Here is a 17355-nt window from a genome sequence, read left to right on the forward strand (position 1 = left end):
GTGGCGAAAATGGCCCATGTGCCGCTGAGATTGGAGTGGGCGGGCGGATTCTTCGACCAGACTCGGGCCACCGGCGGCGCACCCCTTGCGAGCATGCGCGCAAGGGGCGGCCGATCGCGATGGTTTGCGTCGCGATGATTCGAAGGTTGTCGAACGGACGGTCGGCTACCGTGCCGCACGAGCCGCGAAAGCGGCCGCCAGCAGGACCGTGAGGCCCTCGGCGATCGCGGTGCCGCCGAGCGCGTGCGCCGCACTGCGTACCGTGCTGCCCGCGAGGCCGAGGAACAGCGACCCGAAACCGGCGATCCCGACCACCACGCCGAGTTGCACGTTGGTCACCAGGATGCCGCTCGCGTCGGCCGCCAGGCTCATCGGGACTTTGGCCAGCGTGCGGGTCATGAGCGGACTGAAGGCGATACCGTTGCCCGCGCCGCACAGGCCGAGCAGGGTCAGCGCGAGCGGTCCGACCTCGCCGCCGTCACGTAGCAGCACGCCGAGGGCGACCATGCTCACCGCCCCGACGACCAGGCCGAGCGGGATCATCGCCGGATGGAACCGGGCCGGGACGCGTTCCCAGTTCAGGCTGGCGACGGCGAAGGTCACGCCGAGGGGGACGAACAGCAGACCCGCGTGCAGCGCGCTGTAGCCCAGCGTGCTCTGCAGGTGGATCGCCATGACGAACATCCAGCCGCCGAAGGTCGCCATGGTCACGAACAGCGCGACCGCCGCGGGCACGAGGCCGGACGCGGTGAGCACCGCCCGCGCGAACAGGGGCTCGCCACCACGGGTGGCGACGACCCGCTCGATCGCCACGAACGAGGCGAAGCCGAGCACGCTGGCGGTGAGGGCGATCCACGACCACAACGGCCAATCCAGCTCCCGCCCCAGGACGAGCGGCAACACCAGCAGCAGCACCGACGCGGTGAGCGTGGCCAGACCCGGCAGATCGAGCTTGCGCTCGAGCCGCTGGACCGAGGACGGCAGGATGCGCGGCGCCGCCGCGAGCAATACGAGACCGATCGGCACGTTCACCAGGAACACGCCGCGCCAGCTGCTGCCGAAGAGATCGGCGTTGACGATCAGCCCGCCGAGGACCTGTCCGGCGACCATGCCGCCGGAGATGATGGCCGAGTAGACGCTCAGCGCCCGCGCGCGGGCATCGCCGGTGAAGGTGCGCTGGATGAGCGTCATGATCTGCGGCACCATGGCCGCCGCGCCGACGCCCTGGGCGAATCGGAAGACGATCAGCGATGCCTCGTTCCAGGCCAGACCGCAGGCCAGCGAGGAGAGGGTGAACAGCGCCAGTCCGGCGATGAACGCGCGGCGCTGGGTGAATCGGTCGCCGAGGCGCGCCCCGGTGACCAGCAGGACGGCGTAGGCGATGACGTACCCGGCGACGATCAGCTGCAGCGCCGCGCCGCTGGTGTGCAGGGAATTGCGGATGGAGGGAATGGCGACGTTGACGATGGAGGCATCGAGCACCGCCATGAACTGCCCGGTGAGAATGACGGCGAGGAGGGCAAGCGAACGCCGCGCTCCCAGCACGGCCGGTGCGGCCGCGGCCGCCGCGGGCGTCGCCGCCGCCGCGGGCCCCGGCGATATGGTCTGTGTCATGCACCGAGCATGCGGTGCGCCGGGCACCGGTAACAGGAGCCCGATAACACTGGTACCGGCAGCACCAGGCTGAGTGTGCGGCACAACGCAATACCGAGTAGTTTCAAGACATTCCCGGCACCGTGTCCAGTGTCACAGACGTATGCGTCGGCTATTACCTGACCAAAGTACTTAGTCGAGCTAACGTGTTTATGTAGGCGCGTTCAAGGACCGAAGGAGGTCGTCGTGGCACCCGAAACACGCGGGGAGCGGCTCATGCGCCGCATCACCCGGCTGTATGCCGAATACGACGACATCCGCAACGCCACACCGCGTGCGGACGTCGCCGAGAAGATTCGCGACCCCGGAGCGGGGCTCGCTCAGATCGTCGAGACGGTGATGGTCGGCTACGCCGACCGGCCCGCCGTCGCCGAGCGCGCGACCGAGCTGCGCACCGACGAGACCGGACGCACCACGGCGACGCTGCTGCCGCGGTTCGACACCATCACCTACGGCGAGCTGTGGGAGCGCGTGCGAGCGGTCGCCGCCGCATGGCACGGTGACGCGGACACACCGCTGCGGGCGGGCGACTTCGTGGGCATCCTTGGCTTCACCAGCAGCGACTACACCACGCTCGACCTGGCCTGCATCCACCTCGGCCTGGTCGCGGTGCCCATGCAATCCAGCGCCCCGGTCGCCCAGCTCACCGCGATCGTGGCGGAGACCGAGCCGCGGGTGCTTGCGGCGACACCGGAACTGCTCGACGCCGCGGTGACGTGCGCGCTGTCGGAGTCCGGGCCACAACGGCTGGTCGTCTTCGACTACCACCCGGAAGACGACGACCAGCGGGCGGCGTTCGACGCGGCCCGCGCGCGGCTGGCCGACGCGGGCAGCGCGGTGCGCGTCGAATCGCTCGACGAGGTGCTGGCGCGAGGCCGGACGCTGCCGCCGGCGCCGCTGTTCGTCGCCGAGCCCGGCGAGGACCCGCTGGCGCTGCTGATCTACACCTCGGGCAGTACCGGAACCCCGAAAGGCGCGATGTACAGCCAGCGGCTGGTCGCCAGGGGATGGGTGAACCGGCCCGACGTCGCCGCGATCAACTTCAACTACATGCCGATGAGCCATGTGGCCGGTCGCGGGTCGCTGACCGGCGTGCTGGCGCGCGGCGGCACCGCGTACTTCGCGGCCAAGAGCGATATGTCGACGCTGTTCGACGACATCGCGCTGGCCCGGCCGACCGAGCTGTTCTTCGTTCCGCGCGTGTGCGACATGGTCTTCCAGCGCTACCAGAGCGAGGTGGACCGGCGCTACGGACCCGGTGTGGACCGCGTCGCGCTGGAAGCGGAGGTGAAAATCGAACTGCGCGAACACTTCCTGGGCGGACGACTGGTCATGGCGATCTGCGGAAGCGCTCCGGTGTCGGCGGAGATGAAATCGTTCGTCGAGTCGGTCCTCGATCTGGAGTTGCACGACGGCTACGGATCCACCGAGGCGGGCGGCGTGGTCGTCATCGATGAACGAGTGCAGCGGCCGCCGGTACTGGACTACAAACTCGTCGACGTCCCCGAGCTGGGCTACTTCCGGACCGACAAGCCGCATCCGCGCGGCGAGCTGCTGTTGAAGAGCAGCACCCTGATCTCCGGGTACTACAAGCGGCCCGAGGTCACGGCCGAGGTCTTCGACTCCGACGGCTTCTACAAAACCGGTGACATCGTCGCCGAACTCGGCCCGGATCACCTGGTCTACGTCGATCGGCGCAACAACGTGCTGAAACTCTCCCAGGGCGAATTCGTCGCGGTCTCGCGCCTGGAGTCGGTCTATGCGACCAGTCCGCTGATCCGGCAGATCTTCGTGTACGGCAGCAGCGAACGCGCCTATCTGCTCGCCGTGATCGTGCCCACCGAGGACGTGCTGGCCTGGGGCGATCCCGAGAAGACGAGGACGGCGCTGAGCGACTCGCTGCGACAGCTGGCCAAGGACGCCGAGCTGCAGTCCTACGAGATCCCGCGCGAGTTCCTGATCGAACCGGAACCGTTCACCACCGCCAACGGGTTGCTGAGCGGCATCGGAAAGCTGTTGCGGCCCAAGCTCAAAGAGCACTACGAGCCGCGCTTGCAGGCACTCTACGCCGAGCAGGCCGCCGGGCAGGCGAACGAACTGCTCGACCTGCGCCGCACCGCGGAGCACCTGCCCGTGCTGGAGACCGTGAGCCGCGCGGCGAAGGCCGTACTGGGCTGCGCGGACGCCGATCTGCGCCCCGACGCGCACTTCGGCGACCTCGGCGGCGATTCGCTCTCGGCGCTGTCGCTGTCGAACCTGCTGCACGAGATCTTCGAGGTCGAGGTGCCGGTGTCGGTCGTGATCAGCCCGGCCAACGGTCTGCGCGAGGTGGCGGCTTACATCTCGGCCGAACGCGCCTCGGGGACGCGGGGCGCCACCTACGCCTCGGTGCACGGCGCCGGGTCGCAGGTGCGCGCCGCCGATCTGACCCTCGACAAGTTCCTCGACGCCCGCACCCTCGCCGAGGCGCCGAATCTGGCGCGCCCCTCCGCAACGGTGCGCACGGTGCTGCTGACCGGCGCGAACGGCTACCTCGGCCGTTTCCTGTGCCTGGAATGGCTGCGGCGGATGCACGACACCGGAGGCACGCTGGTCTGTCTGGTCCGGGGTTCCGACGCCGCCGCGGCGCGCAAGCGACTCGACAGCGCCTTCGACACCGGAGATCCCGGCCTGGTCCAGGAGTTCCAGGATCTGGCCGCCGCGCATCTGGAGGTGATCCCCGGCGACATCGGTGATCCGAACCTGGGGCTCGACGATCGGACCTGGCAACGGCTGGCCGAACAGGTCGACGTGATCGTGCATCCCGCCGCACTGGTCAACCACGTGCTGCCGTATCGGCAACTGTTCGGTCCCAACGTGGTCGGCACCGCCGAGTTGATCCGTCTCGCCCTGACCACGCGGCTCAAGCCGTTCACCTATCTGTCCACGGTCGCCGTGGCCACGCAGATCGACCCGGCCGTCTTCGCCGAGGACGGCGACATCCGCGAGCTCAGCGCGGTGCGCGCGGTGGACGACAGTTACGCCAACGGCTACGGCAACAGCAAGTGGGCAGGCGAAGTGCTGCTGCGCGAGGCCAATGACCTGTGCGGGCTGCCGGTGGCGGTGTTCCGGTCGGACATGATCCTCGCCGACCGGCGTTACGCCGGTCAGCTCAACGTGCCCGACATCTTCACCCGGCTGCTGCTGAGCCTGCTCGTCACGGGAATCGCGCCGTTCTCCTTCTACCGCACCGACGCGAACGGCCGACGCTCGCGCGCCCACTACGACGGCCTGCCCGCCGATTTCACCGCCGAGGCGATCACCATTCTCGGCGCGACGGCGGGGACGGGGTTCCACAGTTTCGACGTGCTCAACCCGCACGACGACGGCCGCTCGCTCGACGAGTTCGTCGACTGGCTGATCGACGCGGGCCATCGCATCGAGCGGATCGCCGATTACGACGAGTGGGTCACCCGATTCGAGACCTCCCTGCGGGCGTTACCGGAAGGTCAGCGCCAGGCCTCCGTGCTGCCGTTGTTGCACGCCTATCGACGACCGGCCCCGGCCGTTCGTGGCTCGGCATTGCCCGCGGAGAAATTCCGTGCCGCCATCCGATCCGCGAAAATCGGCGCCGATCAAGATATTCCGCAGATCTCCCGGGAGCTGATCGAGAAATACGTCACCGACCTGGGCGTGCGGGGCTTGCTATAGGAGCTAGGACGGCTTCGGCACGAGATCGAGCAACGCGTTGCCGATGCGTTCGGCTTGGACCAACACGTTCGTCTGCGCCGAGAGGTAGTCGCCGATGCCTTCGTCCTGTGCGGCCCGCAGATACGGCGGCAGCGGTTGCTGGATCTCGGAGCGAATGACGTTGTCCAGCAGCGACTCCATCTCGCCGCGCAACGGGTTCCCGGTGGCGGCTTGGTTGTCGAGTTCGAGCCTGCCGCCGTCGGTGCTGTAGTCGTAGAGCTCGAATTCCTGTGCGGCCGCCGGGTCGATCTGGATCCGGCCGTGCACCCAATGGGAATAGGAGGCGAATTTCGCGTCCGGGGTACGCACCATCGCGACGTGGCCCGGGGCGTCCTGATCGAACAGCATCGCGGCTTCCTCGATCGAAGCCTCATCGGTGGTATGGGCGACCCACGGCCTGCCCGCGGCTTCCGGGTTGCGGCACAGCGCGGCGATGTCGAGACGCCCGCTCAGATGTTCGTAGCGTCCGTCGCCGCGCCATTCGTCGCCGCCGGTGCCGATGGTGAGCAGCAGGGGAGTGAAATCGACACTGGAAGTGAGCTGGTCCCTGGTGCTCGTCCCGGTCACCGGGCTCAACCAGCCGCGCGGATCGTGGACGTAGAGCGGGACGCGCAGCGCCTCGTCGTAGGCGGCGCCGCCTTTGCCGTGCAGGCCGTGCGAGCCCGCGTAATCACCGTGGTCGGAGGTGAAGACGACGACGGTGTTGGCGGCGACGTCCGGACGCGACTGCAAGGTGTCCAGCACGCGGCCGATCTGGATATCGACCTGCTGCTGCGCCCACAGATACAGATTGCGCATCTCGATCCAGGCCTGCATGGCTTCCGGCGTTCCGTAGGGCGCCGCTCCGAACGCCACCGCCGAGACCTCCACCAGCGCCATCTGCAGGCGCGGTTTGCGCGAAAGTTGTTCGAGTGATTCGAAATTGGGCGGCAGCTCGTTCATCCAGCGCGGGATGTCGGCGTTGAACTGGTCGCGACGGGTCCAGCGCGGCCACCATTGGATGTCGTGCGGGTTGACCAGCGACACCGTCGTGCACCAGGGCGCATGGCCGGAATCGTTGTGGAACCAGTCGACGAATTGGTCGACGATCTTCGGATCCATTTGCAGCCCTTGACCCGGCGCGCCGTTCGGTGAGGGATAGGTGCCGCCGTGGAATCCGTAGGCTTCCAGCGCGCCCGGTGTGCGATCCGGGTAGCTGCCGAGATGCCACTTGCCCCAGTAGGTGGTGTCGTAACCGTGGTCGCGCAGCATGGACCCCCACGTCGGAAACAGCGGCGACAACGTCGACTCCGACACGACCATGACCCCGGTCTGCTGCGCGTAGAGGCCGGTCAGCAGGCAACCACGGGCGGGCGTGCAGTCGTTGGCCGCCGTGTAGTGATTCTCGAACGACACGCTGCCCCGGCGGATCCGGGCGATGTTCGGCAGCACGGCGTCCAGCGTCTGCTGGTCGGGAAACCACACGGGTGTCCGCATCTCGTCCACGATGATCACCAGGATGTTCGGCTTGTCCGGGTCGGTGTCCGCTCGGGCCTTGCCCGGCGCGGCTCCGGTCGTGACGGCGGCCGCGGCCGTGGCCGAAGTGGCCGCACTGGACAGAAATCCCCTGCGAGTGAACGAGTTCGGCACTGTTCCTCCACGAATGAGTCATGTTCGGTCGAATGGAACGCGGAGAATCTCGGTGCCTTGTACCGTAGCGCCGCCCGGCGTGCGCTACCCGCACGCCGGTGCGGACACGCCGCCATGCCGTCGTACAGATGGGCTGGTCGGACCGGATCGAGGGCGGGCTGCGAAGAAGGCGGCGAGGAGACTGCCGGAGGCCGGGTTACGGCAGGCCGACCAGGTCGGCCATCACGTTCATGTGGTGACCGAAGTATTCGTCGCGGGCGTCAATGGTTCCGTTCAGGCGGCCGAAGATCTCGAAGCTGATCAGGCCGAACAGCTGGGTCCAGCCGATGAAGACGCGGTCGAGCACGTCTTCGGGCATGTCGGCGGGCGGCTTCTGCTCGATGAGTCGGCGCAGGTCGGTGCGGACGGGCACGGGCAGCGCGGCCGGAAGCGGTGGCGGCGTCAGTTTTCCCGCCCCCGCCTGCGCGATGGCGACCAGCCGGAAGACCACGGCCGTGGCGGGGGCCACGGTGTCCTCGGGTGCGGAGTATCCGGGCACCGGACTGCCGTAGAGCAGTCCGTATTCGGCCGGATGGGCCAGTGCCCAGTCCCGCGCCGCCGAGCACACCGCGAGCCACCGGCCGCGTAGATCGGCGGAAGGGACCTTCGCGTCGGCGGCTTCGGCTTCGGCGGCCACGGCGCGGTAGGCGTCGAGAATCAAGGCGGTCAGCAGGTCGTCCCGGCTCGGGAAGTAGCGGTAGAGCGCGGACGGAACGATGTCCATATCCCGTGCGACCCCGCGTAAGGACAGGTTCGCGCCGTCCACGGCCAACCGTCTGCGCGCGACCTCTTTGATCTCCTCGGTCATCTCGGAGCGGACGCGGGCGCGTAGGGATCGGGCGGACATCTCCCCAGTGTAGAGAACAATCGACCGATAACAGAACATATGTTGGTTCAGTGAACAGTGCTCTTGACTTCGTGCATTGTTCTGTCTTACGGTAAAGCCGCATGGAGAACACTGTTCTCGAAACGGAACGCCCGACAGGATGGATTGTCATGGTTCTGCACGTAGTCATCGGAGCCGGCCCGGTGGGCGCGACCACCGCCGCATTGCTCGCCGCACGCGGCGCCCAGGTACGCGTGATCACCCGGCGCGGCGTCGGCCCGGATCATCCGCTCATCGAGCGCGTCGCCGCCGACGCCACCGACTCGGCGGCATTGATCGGGCATTGCGCGGATGCGGAGGTGATCTTCCAGTGCGCGCAGCCTCCGTATCACCGCTGGGCTAGCGACTTTCCGCCGCTGGCCGCCGCCGTGTTGCAGGCGGCGGAGGCTACCGGCGCCGCGCTGCTGAGCGTCGGAAACCTGTACGGCTACGGTCAGGTCGACGGTCCGATCAGCGAACAGCACCCGCTGCGTCCCAACAGCGTGAAAGGGCGCGTGCGCGCGGAGCTCTGGACCGAGGCGCTGGCGGCGCACGAAGCAGGCCGCGTCCGTACCGCCGAAGTGCGCGGATCGGACTACCTCGGTGCCGGAGCGACATCGGCGTTCACCGTCGCGGCGCTGCCCGCCGTGCTCGCCGGCCGCCGGGTGCTGTTCCCCGCCGATCCGGACGCCGCGCACAGCTGGACCGACGTCACCGACACCGCACGTACTCTCGTCGCGGTCGCCCACGACGAAAACGCTTGGGGCCGCGCATGGCACACGCCCACCGCGCCGCCGTTGTCCCTTCGCGAACTCGCCGGGCTCGCGGCGACGGTCGCGGACGCGCCGCCCGCGCGGGTGAGCCGGATGCCCGCCACGGTGCTCTGGGTCGGAGGGCTCTTCGATCCCAACGCCCGCGAGATGCGCGAACTGCGGTATCAGTTCGATCGTCCGTTCGTGATCGACTCCTCGGCCGCGACCGCGGCCTTCGGCATCGAGCCGACGCCCACCGCGGACTCACTGCGCGCCACGATCGCCGCCCTTCGCGACGAGGCGTCCGCATCCATCGACTGACGTCCGGCGGACGACATTCGTGGAAGGGGACCGCGAACAGGTCGTGGCGGACGAAGGCCAGGCGCTCGCTCGGGTTCGAAGAGTCATGAGCGGACCGGGCGCCGCGCCCGGTCCCGCCTCTATCGGCTGTCGGGCAGCGACCTCGTGCGACCACAGGATGATTTCGACCGAGCTGCCTGGGCCGTCACTCCTATGACGGGAGACAGTGGGGGAGGGGTAACACAACCGACCCCCGGGTCTATCACGATGGCTGATTCTCGCCAGCGCGGGCGGGGTGGCGGTGACGAGGATCGTGCGCATGACAGCTGATGTGATGAGCACCCTGAGGGCCTTCTACGCGTCGGAGGCGGCGTATCTCACCGACGGGTCCGGGTTCGAGGAGATGGCTCGACATCTGGCGCCGGATGTGGTCATGCGCCAGGCGTCGAGCCTGCCCTATGGCGGCGATTGGCATGGACACGACGGATTCCGGAGATTCCTCGCCGCGATGCGAGAGAGCTGGGACGGCTTGTGGTTCGACGAGCAGCATCTCCTCGACGACGAGGCCAGTGTCGTGGTCTACAGCCGGGGTCGCCTACGTGCGCGGCGCACCGGACGGATACTGGAAACCTCACTGCTGCAATGGATCACCTTCCGAGACGGCCTGATCACCGAATTCCGACCCTACTATCACGACACTTCGGCGGTCCTGTCCGCTTTGACCGAAGGGCCCTCGATTGCGGAGCGCCCGTCGGCCGGTTGACCGATCCCCTCGATTCACCGGGCGTCGGCGGTAGCCGTCGTGATCGGTTCGGTTCGACGTCCGACCCGAATGCAGAGCACGCGCACACCGCATCTGAATTCGGGTCGCTACTGCGGTGCCGAAGTTCGCTCGACCGGCTGGCTGGTCACCCCGCTGGGATCAGATGGGACGGAATCCGGCGCCGACGTCGTCGCGGGAGTCGATGTCGGCGAGGATGGCGTTGATGTCGGTTCCCACCTCGGGCCCGAGACACCCCATGCCCCAGTAGGCGTTGACCATGCCGACCAGGGTCGTACCGATCACCACCGGTGCGCCGGAATCGCCCTTGAGCACACACATTTGGGTCCAGGTGTCGCTGCCGCGGCCCATCATGTCGCCCCAGGCGACACCGCAGGTTCGGCCGGTCGTGCGGCCCTTCTTGCACACGACGTCGGGGAATCGCGCGGGAGCGCCGAGGCCGTCGATGGAAAAACCACCGACGTCTCGCGCGGGAGCTACCCGTGCGCCATCGAATTGAATGATCGCGTAGTCCAGTTCGTGATCGGCGTAGACGAACCGCCCCAGCACCCCGTAGCTGGGATAGGTCACCGACGCCACCTGCGCCCCGGGCTCGCCGCAATGCCCCGCCGTCAAACCGACCAGCCTGCCGGCCGCGTCGTAGCCGATGGCGGTGAGCGTGCACTCGGCCCGGTCATCGATCACGATCCCCGATCCACCGCCCATCGGCGGCGGCGGCAACTGCGGTACACCGGCCGCCGCCCCGGCTCCGACGGAAACCGGGCCGCACGCCAGAGCCGCCGCGGAAATCACCTTCATCAGCGAACGAGTCACCGTTCCTCCCACCGAGCCGAGCGAACCTCACCACCACCGAGCTACCCACACCTGCCAGGTGGAAACAGAGCATCGGTCGCAAAGCCGTCGCCTCGACGTTCGATCAGCCGCTGCACGGCGATGCGCTCTGCCGTTGACGATCGCGATCGGGTATTCATGCAGGTTATGCGGCGGAATATGAGCGTCGGGCCGCGGCTCGGTAGTAGGTTGTCGTGAGGTTCCCAGGGATGTTCCGGCTGCCCGCGCGGCGGTCGGTCGTCGAGTCGGGTGCTTACTCGAAACGCGGCGTCAGGGAGGAAATGTGGACATTACCGAGCTGATTCTCGATGACCATCACGAGCAGCGGCGGCTGTTCGCGATCCTGGAGCAGATCGATCGCGGGGAAACCGCTGCGCTGTCCGCGATCTGGGACAGACTGGCGGCCTTCCTCGAGCTGCACGCGCAGGCCGAGGAGGAGATCTTCTATCCGGAGCTGCTCCAGGTGGGGATCGCGGCCCGGCGCGCGAGCGGGACGGAGGACGAGACACTCGACGCGATTCACGATCACAACGAGATCAGGGACGCGGTCGCCGAAGTAGCGCGACACCAGGTCGGCACCGACAATTGGTACGCGGCCGTAGCTGCGGCGAACCTGGCCAACAGCGACCATATGGCCGAGGAAGAACGTGAGGGGCTCACCGACTTCCGCCGCCTGGCCGGGTTGGCACGCCGCCACCGACTTGCCGTCGCCTTCGCCGCCTACGAAGCGAGCAATTACGCCGGCGTCGAGCCCGTAGACAAAGACCCTCTCGGCTACGTCCGCGCGGCGGAGGCGACTCTGCGCACCGGGGCGAGCGGATCGCTCAGTGTCGGCAGCCTGAAGCGAATTCCACCGAGCTGAGCACCGCCGATGCGGAGGGGGAGCGCATGTCTCGACCCGTACCTCACTCGGATTCGGTTGCCTCGAGGAGCTTTTGGATCGGGCGACCCGCTCTGCCGGGTGGGACGTGCTCTGCGGAGGCGCCGTCCGCGCTCAGTCGATCAGTCCTCGGCGAAGGTTCGGCCGAGCGTGGCAATCTGGATGAGTGCCCCTCCCAGCGGGTGGCCGTCGGCACGACAATGCTAGGAGGTCGCAGTTACATGGTGAGTGTTATCGGTGGTGGGATCGCGGGCAGTTGCCTGGCCGGTGGTCTCGCGCGGAAAGGTCATCAGGTAACGGTCTACGAGCAGCAGCGCCCCGGTCCCGGAGCCGGGGCGTTTCTGTTCATCGATGGCCGCGGCCACGACGCGATGGAGGCAATGGGCGTCGATCGTTCGGCGCTGCACGAGGTTTCGTATCCGCTGGCGGGGCTCGACTATGCGGACAGTCGCGGTCGGCGCAGCGAAATGCCCAGTCGCGGTCATCGTTTCTGGTTGCGCCGCAACCTCATGGGTGTGTTGTCGGAGTTCGTCGCGGGCTCCGGCGCGAAGCTGCGCTACGGCGCGCCGATCACCGAGGTGACCTCGGGTGACGACGGCCACGAGATCCGGCGCGGCGCGGACGTCGTCGCCGCCGAGGGACCGGTGGTCGGCGCCGACGGTATCGACTCCGTCGTCCGCGCCGGCCTGGAACCCGGCCGCATCCCGGTCTACGCCGGTGACGTCGTGCTGTACGGGATGACCGGCACGCCATTGGATTCCCCGCCGGCCACCGCACCCGCAGTCCTGCACTTCTTCGCCGAGATCGCCGAAGACGGCAGTGCAGGCAGTACTTTCGGGCACATCTGGCGCCCAGAGGATCCGGCGGCTCTGTGGTTCGTGCGGATCCCGCGCGAACCCCTTCCCGGTACCCGCGACGATATCGGGATGCGGCCGCTCGGTGAATGGGCTGAAACAATCTCGGCCGCAACGCCTTCCATTGAGGCGCTGGTGTCGGATTTCCTGTCGCACACGGAACTGGTACACGTCAGCAACGCCCGCAACGTTCCCCTGGACGGAGCTCGTGCGCCGCAGGATTCGGCGCTCCTGATCGGTGACGCCGACCACGCCATCACTCCGGCCGCCGGAGTCGGCGCACGTGACGCGCTCGAGGACGCACACGCGGTATTCGATGCGATCGTCGGCGCCGGCTCACCCGCCGAAGCGATGACGCAGCGCCGCAAGCAGATCATCACCGATCGCGAGGCAGCCCAGCGGGCCCGACGGCGATAATCCGGCATTCGGTCCGCCTCAATGCGGTCGCTCAGCAGCCTTGCCCGCAGTGGCGCTGCGCTCAGCGACCCAGATTCGCCGCCACGATCGCGTCGAGGAGCGCCGGGAGTCGCCGCCCGGGGCCTGCGCCGGAGAACAGGCCCGAGGTGGTGAATGTGCCGACGATCCCCAATTGGAGCTGGTCGGCGAAGGAATCGGGGTCGGGCACGGCAAGGCGTCGACCTAGCCTGCGAAGGCGCATGCCCAATTCCCGCTCGTGCTGGAGGCAGCGGCCACGGATCTCGTCATGGCTCTCGGAGAATTCGGCCGCCGTGTTGACGAAGGCGCAGCCTCGGTATCCAGGTGATGCCGCCATGTCGGTCATCCATGTGATCTGGGCCCGCAGCTCTGCCTCGGCATCGTCGGCGAATTGATCCGCCACTTCGTCCCACCGTGCCCACAGTTGCTGGTCGATTCGGTCGAGAACCGCGAGGATGAGCGCGTCTTTGGTGGGGAACCACCGGTAGAGGCTGGCTTTGGCGATGCAGGCGCGGCGCACGACCTCATCCACACCGACGGCATGCACGCCGTTGTCGTAGAAGAGTTGACAGGCGATGTCGAGCAGAGCTTCTCGAAGCGCCGCTCCACGTAGCCGGCGGGTGCGTGAACCGGCGGTGCCCTGTTGCTGGGACGGGGTTGCCGGCGTCCCGGTTCGCTGGGTGGTCATTCCGCTGAGTCCGGCATCACGATGACGGCCTTGCCGATGCCGGATCGGCTGGTCACCCATTGCTGTGCCCGATTCGCCTCCGCGAGCGTGAAGGTCGCTCCGATGTGCACGCGCAAGGAACCGGCTTCCGCGAGTCCGGATAAGGCTCTCAGTCCTTCGGGATCCGGATCGACCAGGCAGGACACCGCGTCGATGCCTCGCGCGTTCGCTTCAGCCCGGTAGTCCGGGACTGCCCAGCCCAAGGCGAGCGCAGCGCACCCGCCCGGGGCGATCCGGTCGAACAGCCGCAGGGCCAGATCGCCGCCTACGACATCGCACAAGGCGTCGGCCGTGCCGATGGCAGCGACCGCCGCGGCGTCCCGGTAGTCCATGCAGTCGTGGGCGCCCCATGAGGTGACCAGCGAGTGGTGCTCGGGCCGAGCGAGCGCGACCACTTCCGCATCGAGCGCGCGAGCGATCTGCACGGCGAGATGTCCGACACCGCCGGAGGCGCCGTCGATCAGGACACGCTTGCCCCTCTCCACTTTCGCCGCTCGGAGCATCTGCCAGGCGGTCAGTCCGCACAATGGCAGCGCGGCCGCCTCGACCATGGCTAGGCCTGCCGGAGCGCGCACCACGTGGTGTGCGGGCGCCGTCACGTACTCGGCGTAAGCCCCGGCCGGATGGGGGAACCGGGCCAAGCCGAAGACCGGGTCGCCGACTCGGTGCCTCGCCACGCCGTACCCGACCGCATCGACGGTTCCCGCGACGTCCCAGCCCGGGATGAGCGGAAGTGTCATCGACTGCACGTAGCCGTTCCCGCGACCGGTGTGCATGTCGATGGGGTTGACGCTCGTCGCCGCGACCTTGATCCGCACCTCCCCAGGAAGCGGAACCGGCCGGGGCAGTTCGCCCACGGCGAGCGGCGCGCCGAATTCGACGTGATGGGCGGCGAGCATCGTGACGGGCGTCTCCTCCGCGGCTCCGATGATCATGCGCCCGCCCGCAAGTCTGACTCCGTAGCCATGAAGGACTCCATCCGTCGCGCCGTAAGAGACTGATCTGTCTCGTTAAAATAGAGACAGGTCAGTCTTGTTGGCGATAGGTACGTCCGAATCCACCGACAGGAGTGCTGCTCGCGGCGCTCCCAGCGCCACCGCTCCACGAACTGACCGCACGAGCGATGTCCACAGAATCGGCTTCGAACACACTGGCGACCACTTCGGGTGGCATCTTCAAGATTCAGGCTAGCTCGTGTGGGCGCAGATCACCTCGTAGGCCCGCGCGGCGTCCTCGGGGAAGACGAGAATGAGCAGGCGGTGGAGTCGGCCGCGTCGGTCGGTCCGCCCCACAGTGCAACGGATCCCGTTGGCGCGCAAGGTGTCTTTCACGACGTTACCCGCGTGCTCGCTGGCGACGGTGGCCGCGGGGACCAGCAGGTCGTAGTCTTCGGCGTGCCCGGCGCGCCTCCGTCTCATCGGTCGTGCCTTTCGTTGTCGCGGCGCTGCTGGTATTCCCGGAGAACGGCAAGTTGCCTGCGTTCTTCGGTGTGCTCGGTCATCACCAGGTGCTCCGCTTCGGGCGCCGGATCCGGGCGCAGGAACGAGCCCGGCGCGGGCTTGCCCGCCAACCCCAGTTTGTTCATCTTTTTCGGAACCGGGGCGCCTTGATATTCGAGCGGAACCGGGTGGCCGTGCTCGTCGACTGGGCCCAACGGCTGGTGCATCTCGATGTATTCGCCGTGCGGTAAGCGTTTGATCACGCCGGTCTCGATGCCATGGGTGAGTACCGCGCGATCGCTGCGTTGCAGACCCAGGCACATTCGGTAGGTAAGGAAATAGGCCGTAGGCGGGCACAGCAGCACCGCGATGCGGAAGAACCAGGTCGTCGCGTTGAGCGAGATGTCGAAGTTCAGTGCGATGATGTCGTTGACACACGCCAGCGTCAGCACCACGTAGAACGCGAGGGCCATGGCGCCGATTGCTGTGCGCACCGGCACGTCTCGCGGCCGCTGCAGCAGATTGTGATGCGCGGTGTCCCTCGAAAGACGCTTCTCGATCCACGGGTACACCATCAGCGCCAAGAGCACCAATCCCATCGCCAGCGCGACCCAGAAAGCTGCCGGCACGGTGTAGTTGCCGATGTACAGTTCCCAAGGCGGCATGAGGCGTGCCATGCCGTCGGTCCACATCAGGTAGCAGTCGGGCTGCGAACCCGCCGATACCTGCGACGGGTTGTAAGGACCCAGGTTCCAGACCGGATTGATCTGGAAAAGGCCACCCATGAACGACACTGTCGCGAGGGTGAACATGAAGAAGGCGCCCTGATCGAGGGAGAACACCGGCACGATACGTGTGCCGACGACGTTGTTCTCGTTCCGGGCCGGTCCGGGGAACTGAGTGTGCTTCTGGTACCAGACGATTCCGATGTGTGCGACGACCAGCGCCAACATGATCGCCGGGAACAGCAGCACGTGCGTGATGTACAGACGGGAGATGATGATGTCGCCGGGGAAATCGCCCGCGAAGATCATCCAGTGCAACCAGGTGCCCACCACAGGGATGGAAATCGTGAAACCCGAGAAGGCCGCGCGCATGCCGGTACCCGACAGCAGATCGTCAGGCAGCGAATAGCCGAAGAAGCCTTCGAACAGGGCGAGGATCAGTAGTAGTGAGCCGATCACCCAGGTGATCTCGCGTGGGCGGCGGAACGCGCCGGTGAAGAATATCCGGCACATATGCACGATCATCGACGCCACGAAAAGCAACGCGGTCCAATGGTGTACCTGCCGCACGAACAGCCCGCCGCGGACCTCGAAACTGAGATTCAGCGTCGACTCGTAGGCCCGGGACATGGTCAATCCCCGCATGGGCTGGTACGCGCCGTCGTATACCACCTCGCTCATAGAGGGATCGAAGAACAACGTGAGGTACACCCCTGACGGCAGCAGGATGATGAAGCTGTACAGGGCGATCTCGCCGAGCAGGAACGACCAGTGGGTCGGGAATACCTTGTTGATCGAGCGCTTGACGAAGGCGGAAGCGCGGTAACGTTCATTCAGGGCATCTGCTCCCCGTGACATGGTGCTCATAACTGGCGGGACCTCCCGGTCATCGGCGGCTGCCCATAAGACATTTCGGGCCGCCGATTTCTGACACGATGTGATGGACATCACCAATGGATCCCCGTAGGCCGGGGGCGACGTAGGCTACGGCGAGCGCGGTCAGGTCGTGATGCCCACCTCACGAAATACACTCTGCTGCCCAACAATCCGGAACGGGACCTGGCCGTGAAGGTCGAGCCGCCGAAGCACGGTTCCGGCTGCTCGGTCGCCGATGTCGCGCCGATGACCTCCTTCGGCGGCGCCGAGGTCATCGAGGGGGTGTACTGATGGGCGAGTTCGTGCACATCGACGCCCTCGGTCCGCAGGGCAGCTATCGCGCCCGCGACCGCAAGCAGCTGACGACCTTGTCGGGCATCGAGATCGGGGAGATATCCCAGGTGCCGCCGCTGTATGTGCGCCGGGCGCTGACGGCCATGAAGCTGCCCGCCGCCGAGCGATTCGCGGTGCTGGAACGGGCGGCCGAGGTGTTCACCGAGGCCGAGATCGGCGGCCACGGACCCGACGAATACGCGCGACTGGTCAGCGTCGCGTCGGGAGTCCCGCTGGCCGTCATGCGGCAGTCGGTGCAATGGGTCGCCGATGTGCTGCGCGAGCAGCGCGCCACCCTCGAACTCGCGATGCCGAAGGGCGCGGTGGCCGACTGGCAGGACCGGCGCACCTTGGACGGATGCGCTGTCTGGACGCGCAAGGGCGCGGCGACCCGACCGTGCGCACCGGTCGGCTAGCTGTGATGTCCGGGGAGGTTGGTCAGTCGGGTGACCGGTGGGCGACCGCCGATGGCGGAGTGGGCTCGGTGGTGATTGTGGAAGTGGAGCC

General features: G+C 67.3%; 14 protein-coding genes. 6 read left to right on the plus strand and 8 right to left on the minus strand.

Annotation, left to right across the window (positions count from 1 at the left end):
• Positions 1–165: 165 nt before the first annotated feature.
• On the minus strand, positions 166–1614 hold the full coding sequence (locus ACWEH3_RS34145) for an MFS transporter (protein ID WP_452358476.1): 1449 nt from the start codon (positions 1612–1614) through the stop codon (positions 166–168).
• Between the two features lie 255 nt (positions 1615–1869).
• Here ACWEH3_RS34145 and car point away from each other — a divergent pair, with 255 nt between their 5' ends.
• Positions 1870–5343 carry a carboxylic acid reductase gene (car, locus tag ACWEH3_RS34150; RefSeq protein WP_452358477.1) on the plus strand — a complete coding sequence of 1158 codons (3474 nt, stop codon included), beginning with the start codon at positions 1870–1872 and terminating at the stop codon, positions 5341–5343.
• 3 nt (positions 5344–5346) lie between these two features.
• Here car and ACWEH3_RS34155 read toward each other — a convergent pair whose 3' ends face one another.
• Both ACWEH3_RS34155 and ACWEH3_RS34160 read right to left on the minus strand, forming a co-directional pair.
• Positions 5347–7011, minus strand: a complete 1665-nt coding sequence (locus ACWEH3_RS34155) for a sulfatase-like hydrolase/transferase (protein ID WP_450025897.1) — start codon at positions 7009–7011, stop codon at positions 5347–5349.
• A 196-nt stretch (positions 7012–7207) separates the two neighbouring features.
• Positions 7208–7897, minus strand: coding sequence for a TetR/AcrR family transcriptional regulator (locus tag ACWEH3_RS34160; protein ID WP_450025899.1), 690 nt, complete (start codon positions 7895–7897; stop codon positions 7208–7210).
• 149 nt (positions 7898–8046) lie between these two features.
• On the opposite strand from ACWEH3_RS34160, the gene ACWEH3_RS34165 reads away from it, so the two are divergent.
• Together ACWEH3_RS34165 and ACWEH3_RS34170 are read left to right on the plus strand one after the other, a co-directional pair.
• Positions 8047–8988 (plus strand): NAD-dependent epimerase/dehydratase family protein, encoded by a 942-nt coding sequence (locus ACWEH3_RS34165; RefSeq protein WP_450025901.1) that lies wholly within the window; start codon positions 8047–8049, stop codon positions 8986–8988.
• A 298-nt stretch (positions 8989–9286) separates the two neighbouring features.
• Positions 9287–9730: a nuclear transport factor 2 family protein gene (locus tag ACWEH3_RS34170; protein ID WP_450025903.1), complete on the plus strand. Its 444-nt coding sequence runs from the start codon at positions 9287–9289 to the stop codon at positions 9728–9730.
• A 159-nt stretch (positions 9731–9889) separates the two neighbouring features.
• On the opposite strand, the gene ACWEH3_RS34175 is transcribed toward ACWEH3_RS34170, so the two are convergent.
• Entirely contained in the window at positions 9890–10561 is a 672-nt protein-coding gene (locus ACWEH3_RS34175) for a serine protease (protein ID WP_450025905.1), read from the minus strand.
• 301 nt (positions 10562–10862) lie between these two features.
• Between ACWEH3_RS34175 and ACWEH3_RS34180 the strand changes: the two genes are divergently transcribed.
• Positions 10863–11441, plus strand: a complete 579-nt coding sequence (locus ACWEH3_RS34180; protein WP_450025907.1) for a hemerythrin domain-containing protein — start codon at positions 10863–10865, stop codon at positions 11439–11441.
• A gap of 239 nt (positions 11442–11680) precedes the next feature.
• Positions 11681–12730, plus strand: coding sequence for an FAD-dependent oxidoreductase (locus ACWEH3_RS34185; RefSeq protein WP_450025909.1), 1050 nt, complete (start codon positions 11681–11683; stop codon positions 12728–12730).
• Positions 12731–12791: 61 nt separating this feature from the next.
• Here the strand turns inward: ACWEH3_RS34185 and ACWEH3_RS34190 are convergent, their stop codons facing one another.
• The 4 genes from ACWEH3_RS34190 to qcrB all read right to left on the minus strand — a co-directional run bounded on the left by ACWEH3_RS34190 (position 12792) and on the right by qcrB (position 16497).
• Positions 12792–13436, minus strand: a complete 645-nt coding sequence (locus ACWEH3_RS34190; protein WP_450025911.1) for a TetR/AcrR family transcriptional regulator — start codon at positions 13434–13436, stop codon at positions 12792–12794.
• Positions 13433–14410 carry an NADP-dependent oxidoreductase gene (locus ACWEH3_RS34195; protein WP_450025913.1) on the minus strand — a complete coding sequence of 326 codons (978 nt, stop codon included), beginning with the start codon at positions 14408–14410 and terminating at the stop codon, positions 13433–13435. Before ACWEH3_RS34195 ends, ACWEH3_RS34190 begins: the two co-directional genes overlap by 4 nt.
• 252 nt (positions 14411–14662) lie before the next feature.
• Positions 14663–14893, minus strand: coding sequence for a hypothetical protein (locus ACWEH3_RS34200; RefSeq protein ID WP_450025915.1), 231 nt, complete (start codon positions 14891–14893; stop codon positions 14663–14665).
• The gene (gene qcrB / locus ACWEH3_RS34205; protein ID WP_450025919.1) at positions 14890–16497 is read right to left on the minus strand and encodes a cytochrome bc1 complex cytochrome b subunit; all 1608 of its coding nucleotides are present in this window, start codon (positions 16495–16497) and stop codon (positions 14890–14892) included. The genes ACWEH3_RS34200 and qcrB overlap by 4 nt, the downstream gene beginning before the upstream one ends.
• Before the next feature lie 308 nt (positions 16498–16805).
• On the opposite strand from qcrB, the gene ACWEH3_RS34210 reads away from it, so the two are divergent.
• Positions 16806–17264, plus strand: a complete 459-nt coding sequence (locus ACWEH3_RS34210; RefSeq protein ID WP_450025917.1) for a hypothetical protein — start codon at positions 16806–16808, stop codon at positions 17262–17264.
• Positions 17265–17355: the final 91 nt, after the last annotated feature.

This window comes from Nocardia sp. NPDC004718, assembly GCF_053601535.1.

Bases quoted from the DNA above. Each gene is read 5' to 3' on its own strand.
- qcrB (WP_450025919.1), bottom strand. From the start codon at position 16,497: ATGTCACGGGGAGCAGATGCCCTGAATGAACGTTACCGCGCTTCCGCC.
- ACWEH3_RS34160 (WP_450025899.1), bottom strand. From the start codon at position 7,897: ATGTCCGCCCGATCCCTACGCGCCCGCGTCCGCTCCGAGATGACCGAG.
- ACWEH3_RS34170 (WP_450025903.1), top strand. From the start codon at position 9,287: ATGACAGCTGATGTGATGAGCACCCTGAGGGCCTTCTACGCGTCGGAG.
- ACWEH3_RS34190 (WP_450025911.1), bottom strand. From the start codon at position 13,436: ATGACCACCCAGCGAACCGGGACGCCGGCAACCCCGTCCCAGCAACAG.
- ACWEH3_RS34210 (WP_450025917.1), top strand. From the start codon at position 16,806: ATGGGCGAGTTCGTGCACATCGACGCCCTCGGTCCGCAGGGCAGCTAT.
- ACWEH3_RS34165 (WP_450025901.1), top strand. From the start codon at position 8,047: ATGGTTCTGCACGTAGTCATCGGAGCCGGCCCGGTGGGCGCGACCACC.
- ACWEH3_RS34195 (WP_450025913.1), bottom strand. From the start codon at position 14,410: ATGATCATCGGAGCCGCGGAGGAGACGCCCGTCACGATGCTCGCCGCC.
- ACWEH3_RS34185 (WP_450025909.1), top strand. From the start codon at position 11,681: ATGGTGAGTGTTATCGGTGGTGGGATCGCGGGCAGTTGCCTGGCCGGT.
- car (WP_452358477.1), top strand. From the start codon at position 1,870: ATGCGCCGCATCACCCGGCTGTATGCCGAATACGACGACATCCGCAAC.
- ACWEH3_RS34145 (WP_452358476.1), bottom strand. From the start codon at position 1,614: ATGACACAGACCATATCGCCGGGGCCCGCGGCGGCGGCGACGCCCGCG.
- ACWEH3_RS34200 (WP_450025915.1), bottom strand. From the start codon at position 14,893: ATGAGACGGAGGCGCGCCGGGCACGCCGAAGACTACGACCTGCTGGTC.